This is a genomic window from Streptomyces sp. NPDC033229 (assembly GCF_055576875.1).
This window is the reverse complement of record NZ_JBVIQR010000066.1, coordinates 1-22,648: the sequence shown is the minus strand read 5'-3', so window position 1 is coordinate 22,648 and position 22,648 is coordinate 1. Positions and strand designations below refer to the sequence as shown.

The following is a 22,648-nucleotide window of genomic DNA, read 5'->3' as shown; positions in this document are numbered from 1 at the left end:
TTGGCGACCTGCCGGTCAGCTCCGTCATCCAGCCCGCTGGCCTACCCATCAGCACCTCCATGAACGAGGTGTTGCGACGATCAGTTGAATCCACCCCGTCCACCAGGATCACTTCGAGGGTGCGCGGACCATGGACGCCCTCGACCCGGTCCAGTTCGATGTCGCTGGTCGCGGACGGACCCGAGATCCAGGTCAGTGGCCGCTCGGGAGCCAGCCGTTCGAGGGCCTGCGGCACCGAGTCCACCACCTGGTCCGCGATCCGCACCACGCACAGATGGTGATCGGGCACGAGTGAGATGCGACGACGGCCCTGGTCCGGGCCCGAGTCGAGGACCACCGTGCCGGTCTCGGCGATGGCCAGCGCGCAGCCGGTGACGACGCTGTCCGCGCTGTCCAGCTCCCGCGGTGTCAGAGCCGCCGAATCCGGCACCAGGTCCACTCGGGCTCCGGCAAGCCATCCACGCGGCAGCCCGGTCGGTACGACCACACGGCGGGCCCCGCGCGAGGCGAGCAGCCGCCCCAGGAGCGTGGGCAGTCCGGCCGGGTCCGTGCGGTGCACGACGGCGCGGTAGTCCGCGAGATTCTCGGCGAGGAGGTTCACGGACTCGGCGGGCGTCCGCTCACCGTGCGTGCGGAAATAGTCGCGGACGACGGGGTGGTCGCCCGGGCGCTCGTACCGCGGCACATCCGCCAGTGCCCGCCGGATCCGTCCGAGGACCCGGTCCCTGCTTGCGTGGCCGCCGACACCGCCGACACCGGCGCTCATGAAGACCGCTCCCGGGGCCGGGTGGCCGCCGGCCCGCCTCGGGTGCGGGCCCACCACTTCCGGAACGACTCGGCGGGCATCTCGGGCAGCTCGCGGGTGTCCGTCCAGGCGCTGCCCGGCCCGGGCAGCCGTCGCGGGTGGAAGCGGCGGGTGCGGGCGGCGAGGCGCTGGCCGTGCCGGAGCGCGGCGGGGTGGTCAAGGACCCAGCCGGCGGTTCGCATCAGCACACGTTCGGCGGTGTGCCTCCTGGCCGGTTTGATGACGGTCCTCGTGCCGCGGACCGTCACCTCGCCACCCTCCACGACTCGCTCGCGCAGGTGAACGAGGACCTCCGGGATATCGATGGCGACCGGGCAGACCTCGTAGCAGGCGCCACACAGGGAGGAGGCGTAGGGAAGCGACTCCTCCAGCGGGGAGGTGAGGCCCCGCAACTGCGGAGTGAGGATCGCGCCGATCGGCCCGGGGTAGGGCGAACCGTACGCGTGCCCGCCGGCCCGCTCGTACACCGGGCAGACGTTCAGGCAGGCCGAACAGCGGATGCAGCGCAGCGCCTGGCGGCCGACCTGGTCGGCGAGCGTGTCGGTGCGGCCGTTGTCGAGCAGCACGAGGTGGAAGGCGCGTGGGCCGTCCTCGGCGGTGGTCCCCGTCCACATCGAGGTGTACGGGTTCATGCGCTCGGCGGTCGAGGATCGGGGGAGCAGCTGGAGGAAGACTTCCAGGTCCTGCCAGGTCGGCACGGTCTTCTCGATGCCGACTACCGAGATCAGGGTCTCCGGGAGGGTGAGGCACATCCTGCCGTTGCCCTCGGATTCCACGACCACGAGGGTGCCGGTCTCGGCCACCATGAAGTTGGCGCCCGAGATCGCGACCTTGCAGCTCAGGAACTTCTCGCGCAGATGCAGCCGGGCGGCCTCGGCGAGATCGGCGGGACGGTCCGTGAGTCCTTCCGGCGCCGGGCGCCCCCACTGCGCCATCCGGTCGCGGAAGATGTCGCGGATCTCGCCGCGATTGCGGTGGATCGCGGGGACCAGGATGTGTGAGGGCAGATCGTCACCGAGCTGCACGATCAGCTCGGCGAGGTCGGTCTCGTACGCCCGGATCCCTGCCTTCGCGAGGGCGGCGTTGAGGCCCGTCTCCTGGGTGACCATGGACTTGACCTTGACGACTTCGCGCTCGCCGGTGGCGCGTACGAGTTCGGTGACGATGCGGTTCGCCTCGGCGGCGTCCGCCGCCCAGTGGACGGTGCCCCCGGCCCGGGTCACGTTCTCCTCCAACCGCACCAGATAGTGGTCGAGGTGACGCAGGGTCCGGTCCTTGATGGCGGCTCCGGCGGCGCGCAGCCGCCCCCAGTCGTCGAGCTCGGCGACGGCCGCGGCTCGCTTGGCGCGGATGGTGTGCGTCGCGTGCCGCAGGTTGCCGCGCAGCCCGCCGTCCCGGGTCGAGACGGCGGCGGCTTGTGGAAAGGGAGGCATGCCCAGGTACGTCGCGTGGGCGGAGCCGCCCCCAGGGCTCACGGGACCGCTCACAGGACGCTGCCTTCCGTGCTGGCGAGGATCTCCGCGATATGGACGGGGCGGACGGCGGAGCCACTGCGGGCGAGCGTGCCGCCGATGTGCAGAAGACAGGAATTGTCGACCGTGCACACGGCCGTCGCACCGGTTTCACTGAGCGCGCGGGCCTTGTCGGCACCCATCGCGGCGGAGACGGCGGGGTTCTTCACGGCGAAGGTGCCACCGAAACCGCAGCACTCCTCGGCCCCGGCCAGTTCCCGCAGTTCGATGCCCCGCACCTTCTCCAGGAGCCGCAGCGGCCGGTCACCGAGGCCCAGTACCCGCAGTCCGTGGCAGGTGGGGTGGTAGGTGACGCTGTGGGGAAAGTACGCCCCGACGTCCGTCACTCCCAGGACGTCGACCAGGAACTCGGTCAGCTCGTAGGTCTTGGCCACCGCGCCCGCCGCCGCCTCGGCCATCGCGTTGCCCCGCCCCTCGGCGGCCGCCTTGGCGGCGATCCGCGGGTAGTTGTCGCGGACCATCGCCGCACAGGAACCGGACGGGGTGACCACGTGGTCGACGCCCTGGAAGGCCGTGGCGTAGCGGCGCATCAGCGGCTCCGCCTGGTGGCGGTAGCCCGTGTTGAACTGCGGTTGACCGCAGCAGCTCTGCGCCATGGGGAATACGACCTGAACGCCGAGCCGCTCCAGCAGGGTGACGACGGCCCGACCGGTGCGCGGGTAGAGCGTGTCATTGACGCAGGTGATGAACAGCCCCACACGCATGATTCCTCCTCGCGCGGCTCATACTGCCGCAGCCACCGCGTGCTGTGAAGGACTGTCCACGTGGCGTTCCCGGGGACCGCCGCCGGGGCCGTCACCGGGCCCGGCCAGCAGCGACCGGATCTCCCGTACGGTCTCCCGGCCCGCCCGGTTCGCGCCGATGGTGCTCGCCGAAAACCCGTACCCGACCAGGTGCACGCGTCGTCCGCCCCCATCAGCTCCCTGCCCGGCAGCGCGTGCATGCCGTGCACCTTGCCGTAGGTCAGCGAGGCCGGCGGATCTGCCCTGGAGCGGGTCGTGTGCCCACCACGGGGCAGGATGGGAACATGACCGCAACGTTCCGTACGCACGTCCTCGACGTCTCCACCGGCACTTCGGAGACCGTCCACGACCTCACACGTGACTGTGAGGAGTTCTTGCGCGCCGTGGCCGCGGGCCGCGACGGGCTGCTCAATATCTTCGTCCCGCACGCCACTGCCGGGGTCGCGGTTCTGGAGACGGGCGCGGGCAGTGACGACGATCTGCTCGCCGCGCTGCGGGACCTGCTGCCGGCGGACGACCGCTGGCGGCACCGGCACGGGAGCCCCGGCCATGGCCGGGACCACGTCCTTCCGGCGCTCGTGCCGCCGCACGCCACGCTCCCCGTCCTCGGTGGACGGTTGGAGCTGGGCACCTGGCAGTCCGTGTGTCTGGTGGATACCAACCGGGACAACCCGGACCGCCAGGTGCGGCTGACCTTTCTCGGCTGACCGCCCGGCAGCCGGTCGGCCTCGGCTCAGCCGGGGTGTCAGTCCTTCTGAGCCGATGCCGGCAGCTGGCGCAGCTTCACCGGCGTCTTGGTGTTGTAGGCCCAGTCGAGCATCTTCGTGGCGTCCGCGTAGCGGTTGCCGGCATTGAGGATGACGCCCACGACAGTGCGTCCGTTGCGCTGGGCGGCGAACACCAGGCACGGCCCGGCCACGGAGCCCGTGCCGGTCTTGATGCCTATCGCGCCCTTGTAGGACCCGAGCAGCTTGTTCGTGTTGTCCCAGTAGTAGGTGCGATTGATGTTCGCGGCCTTCTGCTGGGTGCTGGTCGACTTGACGACCGTGCCGAACGTGCTGTTGGCCATCGCGTGGCCGGCCAGCTTCGCCGTGTCGCGCGGCGTCGTGTAGTTCGCGCCCGCCGCCGAGATGCCGTCGAAGGAGTCGTACTTGGTGTTCTTCATACCAAGGGCGGCGGCCTTCTTGTTCATCTTGCCGATGAACGACTTCGTGCGCGCGGCCTCGGTGCTGCCGCTGCCGAAGGTGTCGGCGAGCGCGTACGCGGCGTCGCACCCGGAGGGGAGCATCAGGCCGTACAGCAGCTGTCGCACGGTCAGCTTGTCGCCGACGCGCAGATCCGCCGTGCTCGCGCCGTTACGCGCGACGTAGTCGCGGTACGACTGCTTGATGGTGATCAGCTTGTTGAGATTGACGCCACTGGTGTCCAGGACCACGGCCGCCGTCATGACCTTGGTGGTGCTGGCCATCTGACGCTTGGTGTCGGCGTTCTTGGACCACAGCTGGCTGTTCTTGCCGTTGTCGAGCAGGAACGCGCCCTGGGCGGTGACGCCCGACGGACCGCTGGCGGCGGCCTCGGCGGTCGTCGCCGGGAGTACGACGGCGATCGCCGCGGTCGACGCGACGAGCGCCGTTCCCCACCGGCGGACCGGTCTTCCCCCAGTTCGATCCATGTGCATCCCCTTGTCCTCGCTTGTTGAGATGAGCGAGCAGATAATCCCATCCATGTGTGGGCCGGGAGACATGGGGGGCGCCTCTCCGGGTGATTGGCGATCCGTCAGCCGGCCCGGACAGAGAGCCAGGCCAGGCAGACCGGCCGGACAGGCCGGCCGGACGGCCGCCTCGGCCAGCCCGGTCAGGGAGACCGCTGAGCCGCCCGTCCCACCGATTCCACCAGCGGCACCATCCGGTAGGGCACGCGCTCGCGCAGCACCACTTCGGTGCGCGTACGGACCACCCCCGGCAACTGGACCAGCAGCTGGATCACGTCCTCCAGGTGCGCCGCGCCGCGCGCGACGACCCGCGTCATCAGATCCCCGCCGCCGGTGATCGAGAACGCCTCGATGATCTCCGGTACCTCGGCGAGCGCGCTCGCCACCGTGTCCAGGTGGCCCTGAGTGACCTCTATGTGGACGAACGCCAGCATGGGATGACCGAGAGCCGCGGGGGACAGCCGCGGTCCGGTGCCGGTGATCACGCCCTCGCGCTCCAGCCGGTCGAGCCGGGCCTGCAGCGTGCCGCGCGCGATGCCCAGCACGCGCGCGTACTCCCGCACACTCGTCCGCGGCTGCTCCAGCAGCAGCCGCAAGATCTTCGCGTCCAGCGCATCCACCGCCATGGGCCAACGGCCTCCTTATGGTCACTGTTCCCGGCCTTGCACTGTACCAATGGTTCAGTTATCCGAGGAGCTGTTGAGCCATTGAGGCTCCGGATGTTTTCCTCTACCTACTGATGGCGTTGCGCTGGGCTGCGTCGGGCGGCGAGGAAGCCGCTTCCGAACCCCCGCAGCGCCTTTGTCGTGCCGGAAAGCGCTCATGTGACGCCGACGTCCGTGCGCACCGGCGGAATCCATCCGTACACATTCATTACTTGGGGAGAAGGGGGCGGCCGCTCTGAAGAGGATGTTCGTGGCTCCGGACCCGGGCCGGCTCAGGCTCCGCACCGGCGTCCGTGCCGTCATCGGTGTGAGCCTCGCGGTTGTCGCGGCGGAACTCTGCGGTCTGTCACTGCCCGCCTCCATCACGGGCGGGCTCGCGGCGCTCCTCGCGCTCTTCACCGTCGGTGACCCGACCGTGCGGCGCCAGGCGGTCACCACCGCTCTGCTGCCGGCCGTCGGCTTCCCCGTGCTCGCCCTCGCGACGGCCCTGCACGGCGTGCCCCTGCTGCGCGACGCCGCGTTCCTCGCGGTGGTCTTCTGCGGCGTCTACGCCCGGCGCTGGGGCCCGCGTGGCCACGCGCTCGGGATATTCGCCTTCATGATGTTCTTCGCCACGCAGTTCCTGCACGCCGTACCGGCTCAGCTGCCGGAGCTGTACGGAGCCATGGCGATGGCGCTTGCCGCGTCCGGCCTCGTCCGCTTCGGGTTCTGGTGCATCGAACGCCGGACCCCGCCACCCGCCCAGCCCGCCCCCCTCGCGGCGCGCGGGCTGGCTCGGCCCACCACCCGCCAGGCGTTCCAGGCGACCTTCGCCTGCGGTCTCGCGCTCGCCGTCGGACAGCTCGTCTCCGACGAGCGCTGGTACTGGGCCGTCGGAACCGCCTGGTGGATCTTCGTCAACACCGCCTCGCGCGGTGAGACCCTCGTCCGCGGCTTCCGCCGCGTCGTCGGCACCCTGACCGGAATCGTCGTCGGGCTCCTCGTGGCCGTGCCGCTGCACGGCGCGCCCGTGCCCACTGCGGTGCTCGTCGCCGTCTGCGTCTTCGGCATCTTCTACACCGCCGCTCCGTCCTACAGCTGGATGATGTTCTTCGTGACCGTCATGGCCGGGCTGCTCTACGGGCTCCTCGGTGTGCTCCACCCGGGACTCCTGGCGCTGCGCTTCGAGCAGACGGCCGTCGGCGCCCTCGGCGCGGCCCTCGCCGTCGCCGTCGTCCTGCCGGTCACCACGCACGCCGCCACCGACGCCTGGATCCAGCGCGCCCTGCTGGCCGTACGGCACTGCACCGCGGAGTCGGCCCGGCGACTCGCCGGCGACGAGTCCGCCGACCCCGCTGCGCACGTCGCCGAGCTGGAGCTGCTCCTCGGCAAGGTGCGCGTCTCCCTCGCGCCGCTGCTGCACCCGCTCAGCCCGCTGCGGGCACGCAAGGCCCGAGCCCGGGAGGTCATGGTCTTCCTCGACGACTGCGCCCGTCAGGCGCGGGGCCTGGCGGCCGTCGCCGCCGACCCCGCCGCCTCGCACGACGCCAGGCTGACCGCGGCCTGTCAGCGGGTCGAGACCGCGCTGTACGCCCTGGTCGCGCCCGGCGGGGACGGCGTACCCCCGGCCGCCGCGGCGCTCGACGCCGCCCCGCACCACCACCCCGGCGCCGAGCGCGCCCTCGCCCACCTGCACGACCTGGAAGCCACACTCGTCTCCCTCGCCGCCCCCCTGCGCAGCAACCCCCGCGGCGTCTTCGCCGAAGCTTGAGCCGCGCCCCGGCCGCTGTCGGTGCCGCGGTGTAGCGTCGGGCGGACAGTGACTCGGCTCGACGGGGAGGCGGCGCGGTGGCCGGTACGGGACAGCAGGGGCTACGGCGGGGGCAGCGGGCGTACATCGGGTCGTTCACGGAGGCGGGCGGGCGCGGCCTCACGGTCGTGGACGTCGACACCGCCACCGGCGCGCTGACACCGGTGTTCGCCACCGATGCCGTGGTGAACCCGTCCTTCCTTGCGCTCCAGCCCGCCGCCGACGTGCTGTACGCGGTGAGCGAGACCGCGGAGGGGGCCACCGTCGCCTTCTCCCTCGCCGACCCGGCCCGGCCCGAGCCGCTCGGCGCGCCCGTCCCCGTCGGCGGCGCCTCCCCCACACACCTCGCGCCCGCCGGAAGGCACGTGCTCACCGCCAACTACGGCTCGGGCAGCGTCAGCGCTCTGCCGGTGCGCGCCGACGGCGGACTCGAGGCTCCCTCTGCGGTCCTGGCGCACAAGGGCGGCGGCCCCGTGACGGACCGGCAGGAGGGTCCGCACGCGCACGCCGTGGTGCCCGATCCGTCCGGGCGCTGGGTGCTCGCCGTCGACCTCGGCACGGACTCGGTGTGGATCTACGCCCTCGACCCGGCGACGGGCGTCCCGAGGCCCCACGGTGAGACACGGCTCCGCCCCGGGACCGGCCCCCGGCATCTCGCCCTCCACCCGCGCGGCGACCGCGCGTACGTCCTCAACGAGCTGGAGTCGACCGTCACGGTCTGCCGCTGGGACGCGTCGGCCGGGGCCCTGGAGCCGGTCGGCGAGGCACCTGTCGTGCCCGAGGAGCACCCTGGCGGGACCGCGGCGGCGCCCAATTTCCCCTCGGCACCCGTGGTCTCGCCCGACGGCCGGTTCCTGTGGGTGGCCAACCGTGGCCACGACACCATCGCCACGCTGGCCCTCGACGACTCGGGTGACATCCTCGGCCTCCGCGCCGCCGTCGACTGCGGCGGCCACTGGCCTCGCGATCTGTCGGCGCACCCGGGCGGACACCTGCTGTACGCCGCCAACGAGCGCTCCGGCGACGTCACCTGGTTCACCGTCGAGCCTGAAACGGGCCTCCCGCGTCGTGCCGGGTCGATCGAGATGCCCGCCGCGTCCTGCGTGGTCTTTGCCTGAACCGTGGTCTTTGCCTGAACCGATGCAATGGTCCGGTCCACGGACGGGGCCAAATGGCCGGATCCGATCGCTCGGATCCGGAACCATCCGGCCGGAAAGAATCCGACCCGAAAACGATCGGTCCATGGCCACGGTCGGCCCCGGAAACGACCGGAGGGGCCCCTGAGGGCCCCTCCGAACAGCGAGGCGTCCATCCGGACGCCGAACGAGCGTCAGCGGGCCGGCGCGCCCTGAAGCGACGGCTCGGGGGCGATGCCCAGTGCGGCCGCGTACTTGGCCAGGGTCAGCTTGCCGATCGCCGGGTAGGCGCCCAGCGGCTCGGCCGCCGCGCAGCCCGCCTCCTGGGCGGCCACGGCCGGGAGGCTCTCGGCCACCTCGGGACCGATCAGGCAGGGCGCCAGGGCCAGGTTCCGCGAGCCGGAGCCGCGGAGGCGCTCGGCGGTACGGGCGATCGCGCCCTCCTCGTCCAGCGCGGCGGCCATCACGGGGACGGCGAGGCGTGCGGAGAGCAGCATGCCGGTGATTCCCGCGGCCTGCACGGCTTCCTCGCCGCCGATCGTGGCCAGAATGATGCCGTCCGCAGCCGTTGCAACTGTGAACAGTCGCGCGCGGTCGGCGCGGGCCAGGCCCGCCTCGGAGAGGCGCACGTGCAGTGCTTCGGCGAGCAGTGGGTGCGGGCCGAGCGCGTCGGTCAGCTCGACGACGGAGCCGCTGCTCATGACGGACTGGCGTATACGGCGCAGCAGGGCGCTGTCGGGCCCCGCGAGCAGCGGCACGACCACGGCGGCGGGTCCGGCGGCCCACGCGTCGGCGTTCTCGTCCGCGGCGGCCTCCTCGCGGGCTTCGCTCGCGCGAGCGGCGTGCTGGGCTGTGGCGTAGCCGAGGACGGCGTCCAGGGAGGGGTAGCCCTCGCTGCCGCCGTCGGCGTCCACGTAGCCGATACGCGCGTCGAGCCCCGGGAGCTCGGCGCGCGCGATGCTGAGGATCTCCTCGGCGAGGAGGCGCGTGGCGGGGTCGGGTGTCCCGGGTACGGCGAGGACCAGCGGGGGCGCACCCGCTGGAGCAGCCGCCGGCTCCGGCCGCCGGTGCCGTCCAGGCTGGCGGGGACGCGGCATTCGTACAGGCAGGCCGGACACGGGCCCTGTGGGGGAGCTCATGGCGCCGCATGTTAGTCGTTCGGAGGACTGGGCCGTTCGGGTGGGGGCAACTAGGCGACGTCTGTCCGGATTTATTCGGTGGTTCATACGATCAGTGGAGATGTGTTCAGCAAATGATCCGTAGTAATCCGGCTTCGGTGGGTAGTCGCAATTCGTCCGTCGCCAGTGCCGCTGCCACGAGCGACGCCCCGCTCAGCGGATCGCCCGCAGCGGCGATCAGGCGCGCCTGAGGTAGTTGCAATTGCAACTCTCGGTGGAGTGGCGCCAGGAGCGGTTCGCCCATCCGGAGCAGTCCGCCGGTCAGAGCCACCCGCAGGGTCCGGTCGGCCGGGCGCGCTGACTGCGGCGCATATTTCGGCTGCGTCGGAGGGTGTGTCGGCTGCGTCAGCTGCGTTGACTGCGACCGCAGTGGGTCCCGGTCCGGGCGGGGGCACACTGCCGCCGCCGCCCCGGCGATATGGCGGGCTGCCTCGCTGAGGATGCGGGAGGCGACCGGGTCGGTCCCGGCGCACCGGCCGACCTCGGGTGCGAACGACGCCAGCAGCGCCGGTCGGTCCGCGCGCGGGTACAGCTTTCCCGGCAGCTCCGGCGCGGGGCCGAGCAGGGCCTCCAGCCGGGCCAGCAGGGCCGGGGAGGCGCCCTCCTCGCGCCCGTCGTACGCGCGCATCGCCGCTTCGAGCCCGGCGCGGCCGATCCAGGCTCCGCTGCCGCAGTCGCCGAGGAGGTGGCCCCAGCCGTCCGCACGCCGCCAGCCGCCTTCCGGGGTCAGGTCGGTGCCGAGTGCGACCAGCCCGGTGCCGAGGGCGACGACCGCGCCCGGCCGCTGACCCAGCGCACCCGCGTACGCGGTCACCGCGTCCGAGGCCAGGGCCAGCCGACGTGCCCCGAGCGCGTCGCGCAGCGCGTCGGGCAGCACGGCACGGAGATCGTCGCCGAGCGTGGCCATGCCCGAGGCGCCCACGCAGACGGCCTCGCAGCGCTCCGCGCCCGCCTCGCGCAGGAGACGCGTGGTGGCTGGCAGCACCCGGTCGAGGAGGCTTTGCGCGTCGATACCCCGTTTGCCCATGACGGCGGGGTCGGGGGAGGACCAGGTAAGGGCCGGGCCCTCGCCTCGCACGGGTGCGAGGGCGACCCTGATGCCCGACCCGCCCGAGTCGACCCCGAGGACATGGGAGCGACCGTGCCGCGCGCGGTCGGCCGGGAGGTCCCCGGGTGTGACGGCCACGGGATCAGCCGGAGCTGCGCACGGCGCGCGCGTTCGCCGAGGCGCCGGCGAGCGGCGCGTTCGCGCCGCTCGGGACCGTGCCCGCGCCTGGCAGTGACGCGCTCCCGGCTCGCGTCCGCCGCCGGGCGCCCGCCCGACGCGGGCCGTCCGTGATGTCCGTGCCGCAGGTCATGGCGGGCACCTTACCGCCCAAGATCACGGAAGCTGCCAGTTGACGGGAGTCGATCCCTGCTGGACGAGGAGGTCGTTGGTCCGACTGAACGGCCGGGACCCGAAGAAACCGCGATCGGCGGACATGGGGGAGGGGTGGGCGGACTCGACACAGGGCACCCCGCCGAGCAGCGGTCGCAGATTGCGGGCGTCGCGGCCCCACAGGATCGCCGCCATCGGCCGGCCGCGCGCGACCAGCGCGCGGATCGCCTGCTCGGTGACCTCTTCCCAGCCCTTGCCCCGGTGCGCGGCGGGCTTGCGTGGGGCCGTGGTCAGTGCCCGGTTGAGCAGCAGGACGCCCTGCTGTGTCCAGGGGGTCAGATCGCCGTTGGAGGGCCGGGGCAGCCCGAGGTCGGTGTGCAGCTCGCGGAAGATGTTCTCCAGGCTGCCGGGCAGCGGCCGCACCTCAGGCGCGACGGAGAAGCTCAGCCCCACGGCGTGGCCGGGTGTCGGGTACGGGTCCTGACCCACGATCAGAACCCGTATGTCGTCGAACGGCTGCTGGAACGCGCGCAGCACATTCGCGCCCGAGGGCAGGTAGGTCCGGCCCGCCGCGATCTCGGCGCGCAGAAAGTCGCCCATCGCGGTGATGCGCCCGGCGACCGGCTCAAGTGCCTTGGCCCAGCCCGCTTCTACGATCTCGTTCAATGGTCGTGCAGCCACGGGGTGTCACTCTACTGGCTCAGCCCGTGCCGGTACGAACGGGAGCGTGTTCGTCCGCGCGAAGCTCCGGCGCACGCTCATACGTGTGGTGGTGGCCGCTTTAAGCAGGAGCCCCGCCGTGCGCGGGGCGGCCCTGAGGGGAAGCCGCCGCCGGTGCGGACAGGTCTGCGGCCCGCACCGGCAGCCCCCCCCCCCCCCCCGGGGAGTGGGGTTCCGCAGGTCAGACGGCCCAGCCGTACTGGTCGGGGATGCGCCGGTCGGCGCCCAGGCCGGTGGCCGCGCGGCGCGCCCAGAAGGGGTCGCGCAGCAGCTCGCGGCCCAGCAGCACCGCGTCGGCCTCGCCATTGGCGATGATCTTCTCGGCCTGCTGGGGGTCGGTGATCAGTCCGACCGCGGCGACGGGCAGACCGGTCTCCTCCTTCACGCGCCGGGCGAACGGCACCTGGTAGCCGGGGCCGACCGGGATGCGGGTGGCCGGCGCGTTGCCGCCGGTGGAGACATCGAGCAGGTCCACGCCGTGGGCGAGCAGCTCCCGTGCGAAACGCACGGTGTCGTCCGCCGTCCAGCCCTCGCGCTCGTCCTCGGGGTCCTCCGTCAGCCAGTCGGTCGCGGAGAGGCGGAAGAAGACAGGCTTGTCCTCGGGCCACACCGCGCGCACCGCGTCCACGACCTCCAGCGGGAACCGGACGCGGTTGTCGAACGAGCCGCCGTACTCGTCGGTGCGGCGGTTGCTGTGCGGCGAGAGGAACTCGTGGATGAGGTAACCGTGCGCGCCGTGCACCTCGACGACCTCGAAGCCGGCGGCCAGGGCGCGCCGCGCCGCGTCCGCGAACTGTCCGACGACCTCCTTGATCTGCTCCACCGTCAGCTCAGCGGGCACCTGGTGGTCGTCCGCGTACGGCAGCGGGCTCGGCCCGGCCACCGGCCAGCTCTCCTCCCGGCTCGCGGGGCCACGGCCCCGCCACGGCCGCTCGGTCGCCGCCTTGCGCCCCGCGTGGGCTATCTGGATGCCGGGAACGGTGCCCTGCTCCTTGAGGAAGGCCGTCACGCGTCGGAGTGCCTCGGTCTGGGTGTCGTTCCACAGGCCGAGGTCCGCCGGGCTGATCCGGCCCTCGGGGCTGACCGCGGTGGCCTCGACCAGGATCAGGCCGGTGCCGCCGGCCGCGCGGGCGGCGTAGTGCTGGAAGTGCCAGTCGTTCGCGACACCCGCGTTCGGCCCGAAGACCTCGGCCGAGTACTGGCACATCGGCGCCATCCAGACACGGTTGGGGATGGTCAGCGACCGCAGGGTGTAAGGCTCGAACAGGGAACTCACGACAGGCTCCTTCTCGTGTTGCGCCGAGGTACGGCTCGTACGATACTCGTCGTACTACGAGACATGTCAAACTACGATGATCCTCGTACGACTCTCGTATACTGGGTCCTCGCAGTGACCCCTGAGGAGCAGCCGTGCAGACGCCGTCCGCAACCCCGTCGACCAGCCGCGCCCTCGAGCACCCCGCACGCGAGGACATCCGGCTCGAGAGCGTGCTGCACGCCCTGTCGGACCCCATGCGCCTGCTGGTCGTACGGTCCCTGGCGGCGGCCGGGACCGAGCAATCCTGCTCCGTCCTGGAGCTCCCCGTCAGCAAGTCGACGACCACCCACCACTTCCGCGTGCTCCGCGAGTGCGGCGTGGTCCGCCAGACCTACCGGGGCACGGCGAAGATGAACGCCCTGCGCCGGGACGATCTGGAGGCGCTGTTCCCGGGGCTCCTCGACAGCGTTCTCACCGCGGCCGACCGGCAGGCCGAGCGACTGAACGAGGGCGGCTGAGGCGCGATGCCCTCCGGTGACGGGTCCGGCCCCGGTCAGGTCTGGTCCCGTGCCGCGGCGAGCAGCCCCTCCCAGTCCGGGATCTTCACCGGCCCACGGCCCAGCCGCTGTCCGAGGGCGGCCTCCGCCGCCTCGATCCCCAGCCAACCCGGCCACCGCACCGGTTCCTGCCCCGCCGCCCGCAGCGCGGCGTACGGATCACCCACCGGCCGTCGTGCCATGAGGGTCTCGGCGTCGGTCAGCAGCGAGGTCACCGTCTCCTTGGCACACGAGCGATTGGTGCCGATCACGCCGGTCGGCCCGCGCTTGATCCAGCCCGCGACGTACTCGCCGGACGACGGCACGCCGTTCCGCAGGACCCGACCCCCGGTGTGCGGCACGGTTCCCCGCTCCGGGTCGAACGGCAGCCCCGGGATCGGCACCCCGCGATAGCCGACCGACCGCAGGACCAACTGGGCCTCGATGTCCTCGAACCGGCCGGTGCCGACCACCCCGCCGTGCTCGTCGGGCACGGTCCGCTCGAAGCGCACCGCACGCACGGCGTCCTTCCCGAGCAGGGCGACGGGCCGCAGGAAGAACCGCAGCCGGATCCGGCGCGCGAGGCCCCGGGCCGGCTGCCCGGCCCAGCCCCGGAGCACCTCCACATTGCGCCGGCCGACCGCCGGCAACCCGGACGGGTCGGTCCACGCCGGGTCCAATGCCGCCTCCTCGGCTCCCACGAGCACCTCCGCACCCGGCAGGGCGCCCAGCTCCCGCAGTTCCTTCGTGGTGAACTTCGCTTGTCCCGGGCCCCGGCGGCCGACCATGTGGATGTCCGTCACCCGGCTGTCGGCGAGCGCGGCCAGGGCCGCGTCCGGCACATCGGTGGCCCGTAGCTCGTCCGCGCCGCGCGCCAGCACCCGGGCCACGTCCACCGCCACATTGCCGACCCCGATGACGACCGCCGAGCGCGCCCCCAGCACGAACCCGCCCGGCTCCGCGTCGGGGTGGGCGCTGTACCAGGAGACGAACTCCGTGGCCGAGAAGCTGCCCGGCAGATCCTCCCCGGGGACGGCGAGGCGCCGGTCGGTCGCGGCGCCGACGCAGTAGACGACCGCGTGGTAGAGGTCCAGCAGCCGCCGCGGTGCCAGACCCCCTGCCTCGTCCCCCACCCGGACGTTGCCGAGGAAGGAGATGGCGGGGTGTTCGAGGGCGGCGCGCAGATTGTTCTGCAGCGACTTGATCTTCTCGTGGTCGGGGGCCACCCCGTAGCGCACGAGCCCGTAAGGGCAGGGCAGCCGGTCCAGCACGTCGACCGTCACGCCGGGGACAACCTGCTGCTGCACCAGGGCCTGGGCGGTGAAGATCCCACTCGGTCCCGATCCGACCACTGCGACGCGAAGCACGGCGGAACTCCTTCCCGCGGGTGTGTCCAGGATCGCACCGGGAACCCGGATGCGGGAGAGGCGGGCAAGGGGCGGAGTGGCAGCGCTCCCGATGCCTCCTCGGATCCCGGCTGCCCGTGCGGACCGTGACGCCGACGGGGCGGGCGCGCGGCGTCTCATTGACCGACGCGGTGCGCGAGGACATGCTGTAACTCCTGCGGCGACTGTCCCCCGGGCCGGTCTGTCCAGCAGGTCCTCGGTGTCCCGCCCCGTTCGGCAGGGCGGGCTCCGGTGTGTCCGCTGATTTTGGGCGACGCGGGGGATCGCCCAAAGTCAGTGGCTTCACGCGGGCTGAACCTGCGACAACCGCCCCTGGCGGGGCACCGCGGGAGAAATTTGGGAGATCAACTTTCTGGGCGGGCGCGGAGGTTCCAATTCCCGGCGATCCACAACGGGCTTCAAGGAGGACTCCCACAGCTGCTGCAGGCCTTCGGCGATCGCCAGCTCCATGGGCAGGGTCACGTGGGAGTACGTCCCTTCCACGCCACGGAATTTGTGGCGCATACGCCGTTCGACGGCAACACGTGGATGCTTCTGCTCATCCAGCCAGACCTTGTGGGAGTGACGCAGCCCGTGCGGAACGATGTTCTCGACTCCGGCCACGGCCGGCATGGCGGGCAGCCGGTTTGAGCGGTTGGCGGCCGACGGGTTTGGGATGTGGCCATCGATGAGCGGGCGCCAGGTCGTCGTGTAGAACGAGGTGCCAACCTCGAGCTTCTTCCCGCGGGGCCTGATGAAGACCCAAGGTGACTCGTGGGACTCGATCAGCTGCTTCAGGATCGCCGCCAGGAACGGCGGAATGATCAGGCTGCCAGTCGAGCCGTACTTCGGATGCACCTGGCATGCCTGGCCGTTCAGGTACTGGTGCTGCTCTTGGACCAAGATCCGACAACCTGCGCCGTCATCCTCAAGGATCAGGTGCTCCCGGCGCAGGCCGGCCACTTCAGAGATACGCAAGGCGGCATAGGCGATCGTCAGGACCATCGCGTATCCGCTCAGCCCCCGCATATCCAGAGCGTTGCGTGCGATGAGAAGGGCCTGCCGGGGCGTGGCCAGCACGGTGTCATCTGTGTCGTCCTTAGGCTCGTACTTACCGCGACGGCGAGCCTTTCGGGTAGGGATGGGGTTGGACCCAATCACCTTCGAGGCAACAGCGTCGTCCAGCATGGTCCGGAAGACTGAGCAGATCGCCTTGACGTACTCATCTGAGTACTGCTGGCGCAGCGACTTCTCCCATGTGGTGAAGGCGATGGTGGTGACGTTGCTGACCGTCACGGCGCCCCAGTACGGGAGGATCACCGAACGCAATCGCTGCCGGTAGGTCTCGTCGCTGCGTGCGCTCAGGTCGAGGGACGCCAGCCAGACCGTGGACCACTCCGCGATGGTGATCCGGCCGTCGTGCGGATTGATGAAGGTCTTGCGTCGAACGTCGACCTCAAGCCCGTGGGCGTAGTCCTCTGCGGAGCGCTCGGTGTAGAAGGGGCGCCCATCGTCATCCCGGGAGACGGAGCCCCACTTGCCGTTGGGCAGCTTGTACCGGCCGCGGTAGCGCCACTTCCTGGCGGCCTTGTCCCAGCTTCGTCTCTCGCCGAATGCCATGCCTCACCTCACGGAGCATCACGGAAATACAGAGCACGCCGACGTGTGGGGGCCGTCGGCGTGCGGTTGGGCGGAAGTACGTCATCCAGTATGGAGACGTAGGTGGGGTCGTTCGACATGATTCGGTGAACGGTGCCAGTGGCTCACGATGCGGCGCAGTGCGCCCTCGAGGATCTGAGCCCCTATCTCGGTGATCAGTTCTTCGTCGATGTAGAACGTGACGACTCCCGGCTGATCGTCAAGCCAGAAGTCGATGTTGTGCGGCATATCGGAGACGCGCTGAACCTGGACCCGCATTGGTCCCCCATCACCATCCGAGCGTGGCCCCCTCGACGGTATCCAGCCATGAAACCACACGGAACGTTCATGTGAGGAGAGGCTGGAGTGGTCTAACGCAGCTCGTGTCAGGCCTCGTTGGCGGCGGGCGGGGCGCTGTCGTCGTCGCCCAGGCCTTGCAGCTTGAGGTGTGCCTTCCTCCAGGCCAGGAGGTCGCGCCGGATTTGCTCCGGGGAGGCGTCCGGTTTTCCCTTCACTACGACGATCATCCGGGCTTCGGAGCCGAGCTCTGTCAGGTCCAGGACGGTGGTGTCCAAAAGCGGACCGTCGGCGAGCTCCTGCACGATCCGGAGCGGAAGGTCGGAGGGCATCGCCTCCGCGTGCCCCTGCGACGCACTGGGGGGAAGCGGCTTCGCCTCGCCGCCTTCGGCGATGGCTACTGCGGAACGCGGTGCCCACCCCAGGATGGGTTCGATCTTGGAGAGGGATGTGGGGACTCTGCTGCGGGGTTCGCCGGCCTCCAGGTTTTGGATCGTCGACTCGCTCACTCCTGCCGCTTCTGCGAGGTCTTTCTGCGTGAGCTGAAGCTCGATGCGGGCCTTCTTGATGGCCTCGGCGAGCTGCTTCCAGTCCCTACTCATGAGTTCCATCATGCCTCAAGTTAGGCAACACATACCCACCCGGCCACCTAATTGACCAGTAAAGATCGGTGTGCGCGGGCTCATTTTGTTGACTCGTGAAGTGCTTATCGGATCACCGCCGCGCCCCTGGGGGTGGACGCCAGAATCGAGCTGGGCGCACCGGCGCACCCCTCAAGGCGGCCCGACACCCAATCAACGCCGCACAACACCTTGCAGACACCCAACATTGGGTCTAACGTCTGCGTTGTGACACCGAACGGAGCCGCAATCAGGTCCCTCCGTGAGGCACGCGGACTCAGCCTGAGAGGGCTCGCGCACCTCATCAACAGAGACCCGTCCTTCTGCTCACGGATCGAGACAGAGCAGCAGGGGGCCGGGGAGGACACCCTCCAGCGCATCGCCGACCAGCTCCAAGTCCCACTCGGAGCCATAACCAGGGAGAAGCCGTGACCAGGAATCTGGCCCCCGCTGCCGAAAACCCGCCGCACGTCGACACCACGCTCATCGAGCGGCTGACCATCGCCGTCGAAGCACTCGTCCGGGCAACACCCATGATCGACCCTGAGCTCAAGTGCTACACGCCGGAAGAAGCCGGGCCGCTCCTCGGTAAGACCGCGAACTGGGTCATCGCGAACATCCAGGCCCGACGCATCCCCTTCACCTACGTCGGTCGATCGCCGCGTCTGACCGCCGCCCACATTCGGTGGGTCCAGGCCAACGGCGAGGTCAAGCCCTCGAAGTACGCGCACCGCCAGGCCGCTTAGCGGCTATGCGGGCCGCGCCGCCGGTTTCTGGCGAGTCACCGGCAGCGGGCCCTACGTGCAACACCCTCACCACTCCTGATGAAAGGGGAGGCACGTGTTTCACAGTGTCTCAGAAGTCCCAATCCCCGTTCCTGAGCAGGTCGACAACTGGATCGCTTGGCAGCGAGTCGAGTCGTTCCCGGAGCCGCTCCGCGCCGCTGTCCTGCAGGCGGCTGATGCCCGCCGCGCCTACCACTCCTCGTTCCCTGAGCGGAACGCCGCGCTGAGGCACCAGGCCGACCGTGAACTGACGGCGGCGAACAAGATCTTGGCGGCGGCGAGCCCCAACCTCGTCCGCTCGCTGACCGCCGGCGGTGCCCGATGAGCTTCCGCGACGACATTCTGGCCGGACTCCGTGCCTCGGAGGATTCGGCTTTCGGCGACATGACGCCGGAGGCGCTGCTTGACGCCTACCGCGATGAGGTGCTGCGGGTGGCTGCCGTCCAGTACGCGGTGCGCACGACGGGCGGGGCGGTGCTCGCCCTGGACACCGACCGTGAGGCGGTTGAGGAGTTCCTGGCCGAGCGTGGTGACCATCTTCCCGGCCCTGAGCTGGTGTCCCGCCCGCTGGCCCCCGCCGGCGACTGGACCCCGGTTGAGAGGGGTGACGCGTGATGGCTACCGCAACCCCCAACCCGATCCGCGCGGGCGGTCTGCCGGAGTGCGAGCTCCGCCACCTGCTGGACACCCTCGACGATGCCTTCGCCGCCGCCCCCGCCGAGCACCCCGAAGCGTGCAGCTGCGCTGACGACTACCCCGACTGGACCCCCGGAGGAGTCTCGTGAGCATCATCGACGATCTGACGGCCGCAGCCGCCACCCCGGGTCTGCCCGCGGCGGACCGGGCCCAGTTGAAGCTTGCCGCCATCGACCGGCGGACGACCTTCGTGATCGACGGGTTCGTGTTCGACCTGACCGCGGTGTGGGTGGACATGATCGGCGGCGAATGGTTGTGGACGGGTGCCCGCACCGCCGACGACCAGCCGGTGATGATGTCCGGTGCCGACACCGTGGCCCCACTCGTGGACGTGTACTGGATCTACGGTCCGCTGATCGAGGTGCGGCCCCGCATGGCCGCCGACTACCGGAAGGCGCTCCACGCCCCCACCCCCGCCGACCTCGGCGGTGCGGCGTGAACCTCCCGGAAGACTGCGACACCGAGGGCCTGATCGCGAAGCTCCAGACCGCTGGCGAGAAGCTCGCCGACGCGAAGCGCGACCTGCCGCTGCCGACCATCGTGGCGATCTGCGGCTCCACGAGGTTCATGGAGGAGATGGCCGAGGCGGACCTTCGGGAAACCGCGGCGGGCCGGATCGTCGTCAAGCCGGGCTGCGACATGAAGCGCCCGCACCCGCTGTGGGCCGACCCGGCCGACGCCGAGGCACTGAAGAAGAGTCTCGACCGCCTGCACCGCCGGAAGATCATCCTCGCTGACGAGGTCCTCGTCGTCGGCGACTACATCGGGGACTCCACCCGCACAGAGATCGCCTACGCCCGGTCGATCGGAAAGCCGATCCGATTCACCCACCCCGAGGTCAACCCGAACCCAGAGGGGGACCGTCGTGTCTAACGCCGAACGCCGCCGCCAGCGTCTCCTCAAGGTGATCCGCCAGGCTCCCTCGGGCGAGTGGACGACGGGGCAGGTGCGCCGCCTGTACGCCGAGGCCGGCTGGTGCTCGCAGCGGTCCACGGCCCGCAAGGACCTGCAGGCCCTCGCCAACCGAGGCGCGCTCATCGAACACGTCCGCGACACCGACCTCCACTACACCGTCAACTACGCCGGAGGTGCGTGATGGCCAGCCGCTGCCCGGTCTGTAAGCGCGACTTCGAGGGGTGCAAGTGCACCGGTGGCCACAGCGCGCGCACCTGCCCGGCGTGTGTCCGGCTGAACCAGCAGCTCGCGCACCCCTGCTACTGCGGCCGGCGCCCGTTCATCCCCGGTCAGCGGGGCCCGTCATGAGCCCGGCGGCCTGGTACGGGCTGCTGATCTTCGCCCTCATCGGAGTGGTGCTCGGCCTCCTCGCCGGACTCCCGACCCGTAAGGACGAGGTCGAGCAGGAGACCACGGCACCTGAGCCCGGCACCGGTCACCGCACGCGCGGAGCCCTCGGCCACCACGTTCACGAGGAAGGGGACGGACGGTGAACTGGTTCTCCTCGGCCCGTTCCATGGCCCGGCACCGCGGCAAGAGCGTGGCCCAGTTCCGTCGGGAGTGCGACGAGCTGACCTATGAGCTGGTCGCCGCCACCACCGAGATCCAACGGCTCACCGGCGAGAACCGTGTACTCGAGGCCCAGCTCGACCAGGCCGCCATCGACTACTCCGGGGCCCTGCAGGACCTGGCCGAAGCCGAAGCCGCACTCGCCCAGCTCAAGCAGGCCGCCGAACGCGCCTGACCCCCGGATCTGTCCGTCGCCGTAGATGTCCACCGGCTCCGGCGGCGGACACCCAACACCTGGAGCATTCGCATGGACACCCAGCTCGAACTGTTCCCACTGTCCGCCCTCGTTGACGCCAGCCGCCAATCCCTGCAGCGCTCCGTCGCCGAGGGAGAGGCGCCGGCCGGGGTGGCGCAGACCGAGACGCTCTTCGACGACGTCGAGGTCGAATCGTGAAACTCCGCCTCTCCCGCCGGGAGCTGTCTGAGGCGACCGCATGGTCATCCCGCCAGCTCGACCCCAAACCGACCATCCCCGCACGCGCCGGGCTCCTCTTCGAGGCCAGCGACGACACCCTCACTGTCTCCGGTGTCGACTGGAACGTCACCACCCGCAGCACCCTCGCCGCAGAGGTCATGGAACCGGGTCGAATCGTGGTTCCCGGTCGGCTCGCCGCCAGCGTCCTCGGCAGCTACACCGGTGATCTCGTCGAGATCACCGTCGAGAACGAACAGGCCACCATTCTGTGCGGCGAAGCCGCGTTCGCCCTCACCTTGCTGCCCGCCAAGGACTACCCGTCCCTGCTGGCCAAGCCCCACCCCGCCGGAACCGTGGCAGGCAAGGACTTGGCCGAGGCTGCCGCCCAGGTCATTGACGCCACTGACCCCACCGTGGCCGCGAAACCGTGGATGGGGGTCATTGAGGTCACAGCCGACGACGACCGTTTGGTCCTGTTCGCCACCGACTCCTACCGCATCGCCCAGCGCACCATCCCCTGGCAGTCGGCCAAACCCAGGCAGGAGTTCTCCGCGCTCATGCCCGGCCGGGCCCTGGTCGAAGCGGCCAAGGCCATGGCCGGTGGTGAGGTGTGGCTCTCCGACGGCACCCCGGCGGGCATCGGCAACGACACCCGGTACAGCTCGCTCAGCCTCGTTGATCCCGGCAGCCGCCCCGACGTGCGCCAGCACATCCCCACCGACTTCGTCACCGTCGCCACCGTCGGCACAGCAGTCCTGACGGCGGCTATCAAGCGGGCGAGCCTGGTGGCCACCAATCGCAAACCCAACGTGCTGCTCGGGTTCAAGGACGGGGCGGTGAGCGTGCGTTCCGCCGGGGACACCGGATCAGTAGCTATGGACACCGTGCCGGCCGAACTCCTCGACGGGAATCCGATGCAGTTGGTGTTCCAGCCCGACTACCTGCTGGGCGGCCTGCAGCACATGGGCGACACCGTGCAGTTCAACCTGTTCGCCCCGACCCGGCCCGTCCTGATGCACACCGCCGTCAACGCCCCGGCATACCGGTACGTGGTCATGCCCGTCCGCTCCTGACCAACCGCATCGCGGGCCTTGGCCGGGCGCCCCGGGCGTCAAGGCCCGCCACCCAGTCCGCCTCGCCCCACCACCCCTCCCCGCACCGCGGGCGGCCTCCCCCAGCACACCCCAAGGACGCGCACCACCTGACCCAGCAGACGAAAGGAGGCGACCCAACCCCATGACCATCGTCGATCCCGTTGCCGCAGCCGTCGCCCAGCAGGACGGCATGGACCAGGCCACCAAGGGCACCGACACCGCGTGGGCAGCCGAATGCCAGCAGGCCATCCGCCTCGCGGCCTCCCTCCAACTCCCCTTCCAAGCCGCCGACCTGATCGCCGCCGGACTCGTCGGTGAACCCCGCCACCCCAACCACTGGGGTCCCCAGTTCGCTGCCGCTCACCGCGACCACATCATCGAGCCGGCCGGGGTCGCCCGGTCCAAGCGGGCGTCGGTCCGCAACTCCCTGTGCCGCGAATGGATCGGCGCCGTCCCCAACGGGGGCCACCAGTGAACCTGCTGCGAAGCATCGCCCTCGCCGTCGCCATCAGCCTCCAATGGCTGGCCATCGGCACCGTCCGGCACCGGCGCACCCGCAAAGCCCTCCAGGCCGCCGCGCAGGCGGCCGGCCCGGACCTCGGATCCACCGACCTCAGTGACCTGGACGCCGAATACCGGCGCCTGTGCGAAGGGACTTCCCAATCGTGATGTCAAGCCGCCAGCGTGACGGGGGGTGAAGCATGGAACTGCTCTCCGTCACGGATCATCGCCCAAAGGACGTT

Annotated in this window: 31 protein-coding genes and 2 pseudogenes; 18 read left to right on the top strand and 15 right to left on the bottom strand. The window is 70.7% G+C overall.

What is annotated here, in order from left to right; all coding sequences use genetic code 11:
* Nucleotides 1-94: 94 nt before the first annotated feature.
* The 4 genes and pseudogenes from ACZ53N_RS33090 to ACZ53N_RS33075 all read right to left on the bottom strand — a co-directional run.
* Nucleotides 95-766, bottom strand: a pseudogene (locus tag ACZ53N_RS33090) (LutC/YkgG family protein); the annotation flags it as partial.
* The gene (locus ACZ53N_RS33085) at nucleotides 763-2,238 is read right to left on the bottom strand and encodes a lactate utilization protein B (RefSeq protein ID WP_469144501.1); all 1,476 of its coding nucleotides are present in this window, start codon (nucleotides 2,236-2,238) and stop codon (nucleotides 763-765) included. The gene ACZ53N_RS33085 and the pseudogene ACZ53N_RS33090, both read right to left, overlap by 4 nt.
* Nucleotides 2,239-2,288: 50 nt before the next feature.
* Nucleotides 2,289-3,041, bottom strand: coding sequence for a (Fe-S)-binding protein (locus tag ACZ53N_RS33080; protein ID WP_469144500.1), 753 nt, complete (start codon nucleotides 3,039-3,041; stop codon nucleotides 2,289-2,291).
* Between the two features lie 18 nt (nucleotides 3,042-3,059).
* A pseudogene (locus ACZ53N_RS33075) lies at nucleotides 3,060-3,239 on the bottom strand (FAD-dependent pyridine nucleotide-disulfide oxidoreductase); the annotation flags it as partial.
* A gap of 125 nt (nucleotides 3,240-3,364) precedes the next feature.
* Between ACZ53N_RS33075 and ACZ53N_RS33070 the strand changes: the two are divergent.
* Nucleotides 3,365-3,787, top strand: a complete 423-nt coding sequence (locus tag ACZ53N_RS33070; RefSeq protein ID WP_469144499.1) for a YjbQ family protein — start codon at nucleotides 3,365-3,367, stop codon at nucleotides 3,785-3,787.
* Nucleotides 3,788-3,825: 38 nt separating this feature from the next.
* Here ACZ53N_RS33070 and ACZ53N_RS33065 read toward each other — a convergent pair whose 3' ends face one another.
* A complete protein-coding gene (locus ACZ53N_RS33065; protein WP_469144498.1) occupies nucleotides 3,826-4,752 on the bottom strand; it encodes a D-alanyl-D-alanine carboxypeptidase family protein in 927 nt (308 codons plus the stop codon).
* A gap of 182 nt (nucleotides 4,753-4,934) precedes the next feature.
* Nucleotides 4,935-5,417, bottom strand: a complete 483-nt coding sequence (locus tag ACZ53N_RS33060) for an Lrp/AsnC family transcriptional regulator (RefSeq protein WP_469144497.1) — start codon at nucleotides 5,415-5,417, stop codon at nucleotides 4,935-4,937.
* Nucleotides 5,418-5,700: 283 nt separating this feature from the next.
* On the opposite strand from ACZ53N_RS33060, the gene ACZ53N_RS33055 reads away from it, so the two are divergent.
* A complete protein-coding gene (locus tag ACZ53N_RS33055) occupies nucleotides 5,701-7,206 on the top strand; it encodes an FUSC family protein (protein ID WP_469144496.1) in 1,506 nt (501 codons plus the stop codon).
* A gap of 77 nt (nucleotides 7,207-7,283) precedes the next feature.
* Nucleotides 7,284-8,363 carry a lactonase family protein gene (locus ACZ53N_RS33050; protein ID WP_469144495.1) on the top strand — a complete coding sequence of 360 codons (1,080 nt, stop codon included), beginning with the start codon at nucleotides 7,284-7,286 and terminating at the stop codon, nucleotides 8,361-8,363.
* 212 nt (nucleotides 8,364-8,575) lie between these two features.
* On the opposite strand, the gene ACZ53N_RS33045 is transcribed toward ACZ53N_RS33050, so the two are convergent.
* The 5 genes from ACZ53N_RS33045 to ACZ53N_RS33025 all read right to left on the bottom strand — a co-directional run bounded on the left by ACZ53N_RS33045 (nucleotide 8,576) and on the right by ACZ53N_RS33025 (nucleotide 12,933).
* A complete protein-coding gene (locus ACZ53N_RS33045; RefSeq protein ID WP_469144494.1) occupies nucleotides 8,576-9,520 on the bottom strand; it encodes a sirohydrochlorin chelatase family protein in 945 nt (314 codons plus the stop codon).
* Nucleotides 9,521-9,626: 106 nt separating this feature from the next.
* On the bottom strand, nucleotides 9,627-10,745 hold the full coding sequence (locus ACZ53N_RS33040; RefSeq protein ID WP_469144493.1) for an N-acetylglucosamine kinase: 1,119 nt from the start codon (nucleotides 10,743-10,745) through the stop codon (nucleotides 9,627-9,629).
* A gap of 4 nt (nucleotides 10,746-10,749) precedes the next feature.
* On the bottom strand, nucleotides 10,750-10,917 hold the full coding sequence (locus ACZ53N_RS33035; protein WP_469144492.1) for a hypothetical protein: 168 nt from the start codon (nucleotides 10,915-10,917) through the stop codon (nucleotides 10,750-10,752).
* A gap of 23 nt (nucleotides 10,918-10,940) precedes the next feature.
* A complete protein-coding gene (locus ACZ53N_RS33030) occupies nucleotides 10,941-11,618 on the bottom strand; it encodes a uracil-DNA glycosylase (protein WP_469144491.1) in 678 nt (225 codons plus the stop codon).
* Between the two features lie 220 nt (nucleotides 11,619-11,838).
* Nucleotides 11,839-12,933, bottom strand: a complete 1,095-nt coding sequence (locus ACZ53N_RS33025; protein WP_469144490.1) for an NADH:flavin oxidoreductase/NADH oxidase — start codon at nucleotides 12,931-12,933, stop codon at nucleotides 11,839-11,841.
* Nucleotides 12,934-13,067: 134 nt separating this feature from the next.
* Between ACZ53N_RS33025 and ACZ53N_RS33020 the strand changes: the two genes are divergently transcribed.
* Nucleotides 13,068-13,433, top strand: coding sequence for an ArsR/SmtB family transcription factor (locus ACZ53N_RS33020; protein ID WP_469144489.1), 366 nt, complete (start codon nucleotides 13,068-13,070; stop codon nucleotides 13,431-13,433).
* 35 nt (nucleotides 13,434-13,468) lie between these two features.
* Here ACZ53N_RS33020 and ACZ53N_RS33015 read toward each other — a convergent pair whose 3' ends face one another.
* The 4 genes from ACZ53N_RS33015 to ACZ53N_RS33000 all read right to left on the bottom strand — a co-directional run bounded on the left by ACZ53N_RS33015 (nucleotide 13,469) and on the right by ACZ53N_RS33000 (nucleotide 17,385).
* A complete protein-coding gene (locus tag ACZ53N_RS33015) occupies nucleotides 13,469-14,818 on the bottom strand; it encodes an FAD-dependent oxidoreductase (RefSeq protein WP_469144488.1) in 1,350 nt (449 codons plus the stop codon).
* A gap of 321 nt (nucleotides 14,819-15,139) precedes the next feature.
* Complete coding sequence (locus ACZ53N_RS33010; protein ID WP_469144487.1) at nucleotides 15,140-16,456, bottom strand: tyrosine-type recombinase/integrase; 1,317 nt, start codon at nucleotides 16,454-16,456, stop codon at nucleotides 15,140-15,142.
* A gap of 81 nt (nucleotides 16,457-16,537) precedes the next feature.
* Nucleotides 16,538-16,753 (bottom strand): hypothetical protein, encoded by a 216-nt coding sequence (locus ACZ53N_RS33005; protein WP_469144486.1) that lies wholly within the window; start codon nucleotides 16,751-16,753, stop codon nucleotides 16,538-16,540.
* 107 nt (nucleotides 16,754-16,860) lie between these two features.
* Nucleotides 16,861-17,385: a helix-turn-helix domain-containing protein gene (locus ACZ53N_RS33000; protein ID WP_469144485.1), complete on the bottom strand. Its 525-nt coding sequence runs from the start codon at nucleotides 17,383-17,385 to the stop codon at nucleotides 16,861-16,863.
* 120 nt (nucleotides 17,386-17,505) lie between these two features.
* Here ACZ53N_RS33000 and ACZ53N_RS32995 point away from each other — a divergent pair, with 120 nt between their 5' ends.
* The 14 genes from ACZ53N_RS32995 (at nucleotide 17,506) to ACZ53N_RS32930 (ending at nucleotide 22,574) form a co-directional block, all read left to right on the top strand.
* Nucleotides 17,506-17,823 (top strand): helix-turn-helix domain-containing protein, encoded by a 318-nt coding sequence (locus tag ACZ53N_RS32995; protein ID WP_469144484.1) that lies wholly within the window; start codon nucleotides 17,506-17,508, stop codon nucleotides 17,821-17,823.
* A complete protein-coding gene (locus tag ACZ53N_RS32990) occupies nucleotides 17,820-18,137 on the top strand; it encodes a hypothetical protein (RefSeq protein ID WP_469144483.1) in 318 nt (105 codons plus the stop codon). Before ACZ53N_RS32995 ends, ACZ53N_RS32990 begins: the two co-directional genes overlap by 4 nt.
* Nucleotides 18,138-18,231: 94 nt before the next feature.
* Nucleotides 18,232-18,501: a hypothetical protein gene (locus ACZ53N_RS32985; protein WP_469144482.1), complete on the top strand. Its 270-nt coding sequence runs from the start codon at nucleotides 18,232-18,234 to the stop codon at nucleotides 18,499-18,501.
* Nucleotides 18,498-18,791, top strand: coding sequence for a hypothetical protein (locus ACZ53N_RS32980; RefSeq protein WP_469144481.1), 294 nt, complete (start codon nucleotides 18,498-18,500; stop codon nucleotides 18,789-18,791). The genes ACZ53N_RS32985 and ACZ53N_RS32980 overlap by 4 nt, the downstream gene beginning before the upstream one ends.
* Nucleotides 18,791-18,961, top strand: coding sequence for a hypothetical protein (locus ACZ53N_RS32975; RefSeq protein WP_469144480.1), 171 nt, complete (start codon nucleotides 18,791-18,793; stop codon nucleotides 18,959-18,961). Before ACZ53N_RS32980 ends, ACZ53N_RS32975 begins: the two co-directional genes overlap by 1 nt.
* Nucleotides 18,958-19,311 carry a phiSA1p31-related protein gene (locus tag ACZ53N_RS32970; protein ID WP_469144479.1) on the top strand — a complete coding sequence of 118 codons (354 nt, stop codon included), beginning with the start codon at nucleotides 18,958-18,960 and terminating at the stop codon, nucleotides 19,309-19,311. The genes ACZ53N_RS32975 and ACZ53N_RS32970 overlap by 4 nt, the downstream gene beginning before the upstream one ends.
* Before the next feature lie 29 nt (nucleotides 19,312-19,340).
* Nucleotides 19,341-19,745 (top strand): hypothetical protein, encoded by a 405-nt coding sequence (locus ACZ53N_RS32965; protein ID WP_469144502.1) that lies wholly within the window; start codon nucleotides 19,341-19,343, stop codon nucleotides 19,743-19,745.
* On the top strand, nucleotides 19,738-19,968 hold the full coding sequence (locus ACZ53N_RS32960; protein WP_469144478.1) for a hypothetical protein: 231 nt from the start codon (nucleotides 19,738-19,740) through the stop codon (nucleotides 19,966-19,968). The genes ACZ53N_RS32965 and ACZ53N_RS32960 overlap by 8 nt, the downstream gene beginning before the upstream one ends.
* Nucleotides 19,969-20,131: 163 nt before the next feature.
* A complete protein-coding gene (locus tag ACZ53N_RS32955) occupies nucleotides 20,132-20,320 on the top strand; it encodes a hypothetical protein (RefSeq protein WP_469144477.1) in 189 nt (62 codons plus the stop codon).
* Entirely contained in the window at nucleotides 20,317-20,571 is a 255-nt protein-coding gene (locus tag ACZ53N_RS32950) for a hypothetical protein (protein ID WP_469144476.1), read from the top strand. Before ACZ53N_RS32955 ends, ACZ53N_RS32950 begins: the two co-directional genes overlap by 4 nt.
* A 72-nt stretch (nucleotides 20,572-20,643) precedes the next feature.
* Entirely contained in the window at nucleotides 20,644-20,790 is a 147-nt protein-coding gene (locus ACZ53N_RS32945; protein ID WP_469144475.1) for a hypothetical protein, read from the top strand.
* Nucleotides 20,787-21,884 carry a DNA polymerase III subunit beta gene (dnaN, locus tag ACZ53N_RS32940; protein WP_469144474.1) on the top strand — a complete coding sequence of 366 codons (1,098 nt, stop codon included), beginning with the start codon at nucleotides 20,787-20,789 and terminating at the stop codon, nucleotides 21,882-21,884. The genes ACZ53N_RS32945 and dnaN overlap by 4 nt, the downstream gene beginning before the upstream one ends.
* Before the next feature lie 163 nt (nucleotides 21,885-22,047).
* Entirely contained in the window at nucleotides 22,048-22,380 is a 333-nt protein-coding gene (locus tag ACZ53N_RS32935; RefSeq protein WP_469144473.1) for a hypothetical protein, read from the top strand.
* On the top strand, nucleotides 22,377-22,574 hold the full coding sequence (locus ACZ53N_RS32930; protein ID WP_469144472.1) for a hypothetical protein: 198 nt from the start codon (nucleotides 22,377-22,379) through the stop codon (nucleotides 22,572-22,574). The genes ACZ53N_RS32935 and ACZ53N_RS32930 overlap by 4 nt, the downstream gene beginning before the upstream one ends.
* The last annotated feature ends 74 nt before the right edge of the window (nucleotides 22,575-22,648 follow it).

Coding starts and splice junctions, on each gene's coding strand:
- ACZ53N_RS33085 (WP_469144501.1), bottom strand. CDS start 2,238: ATGCCTCCCTTTCCACAAGCCGCCGCCGTCTCGACCCGGGACGGCGGG.
- ACZ53N_RS33080 (WP_469144500.1), bottom strand. CDS start 3,041: ATGCGTGTGGGGCTGTTCATCACCTGCGTCAATGACACGCTCTACCCG.
- ACZ53N_RS33070 (WP_469144499.1), top strand. CDS start 3,365: ATGACCGCAACGTTCCGTACGCACGTCCTCGACGTCTCCACCGGCACT.
- ACZ53N_RS33065 (WP_469144498.1), bottom strand. CDS start 4,752: ATGGATCGAACTGGGGGAAGACCGGTCCGCCGGTGGGGAACGGCGCTC.
- ACZ53N_RS33060 (WP_469144497.1), bottom strand. CDS start 5,417: ATGGCGGTGGATGCGCTGGACGCGAAGATCTTGCGGCTGCTGCTGGAG.
- ACZ53N_RS33055 (WP_469144496.1), top strand. CDS start 5,701: ATGTTCGTGGCTCCGGACCCGGGCCGGCTCAGGCTCCGCACCGGCGTC.
- ACZ53N_RS33045 (WP_469144494.1), bottom strand. CDS start 9,520: ATGAGCTCCCCCACAGGGCCCGTGTCCGGCCTGCCTGTACGAATGCCG.
- ACZ53N_RS33035 (WP_469144492.1), bottom strand. CDS start 10,917: ATGACCTGCGGCACGGACATCACGGACGGCCCGCGTCGGGCGGGCGCC.
- ACZ53N_RS33010 (WP_469144487.1), bottom strand. CDS start 16,456: ATGGCATTCGGCGAGAGACGAAGCTGGGACAAGGCCGCCAGGAAGTGG.
- ACZ53N_RS33005 (WP_469144486.1), bottom strand. CDS start 16,753: ATGCGGGTCCAGGTTCAGCGCGTCTCCGATATGCCGCACAACATCGAC.
- ACZ53N_RS33000 (WP_469144485.1), bottom strand. CDS start 17,385: ATGATGGAACTCATGAGTAGGGACTGGAAGCAGCTCGCCGAGGCCATC.
- ACZ53N_RS32980 (WP_469144481.1), top strand. CDS start 18,498: ATGAGCTTCCGCGACGACATTCTGGCCGGACTCCGTGCCTCGGAGGAT.
- ACZ53N_RS32975 (WP_469144480.1), top strand. CDS start 18,791: ATGGCTACCGCAACCCCCAACCCGATCCGCGCGGGCGGTCTGCCGGAG.
- ACZ53N_RS32955 (WP_469144477.1), top strand. CDS start 20,132: ATGAGCCCGGCGGCCTGGTACGGGCTGCTGATCTTCGCCCTCATCGGA.
- ACZ53N_RS32945 (WP_469144475.1), top strand. CDS start 20,644: ATGGACACCCAGCTCGAACTGTTCCCACTGTCCGCCCTCGTTGACGCC.
- ACZ53N_RS32935 (WP_469144473.1), top strand. CDS start 22,048: ATGACCATCGTCGATCCCGTTGCCGCAGCCGTCGCCCAGCAGGACGGC.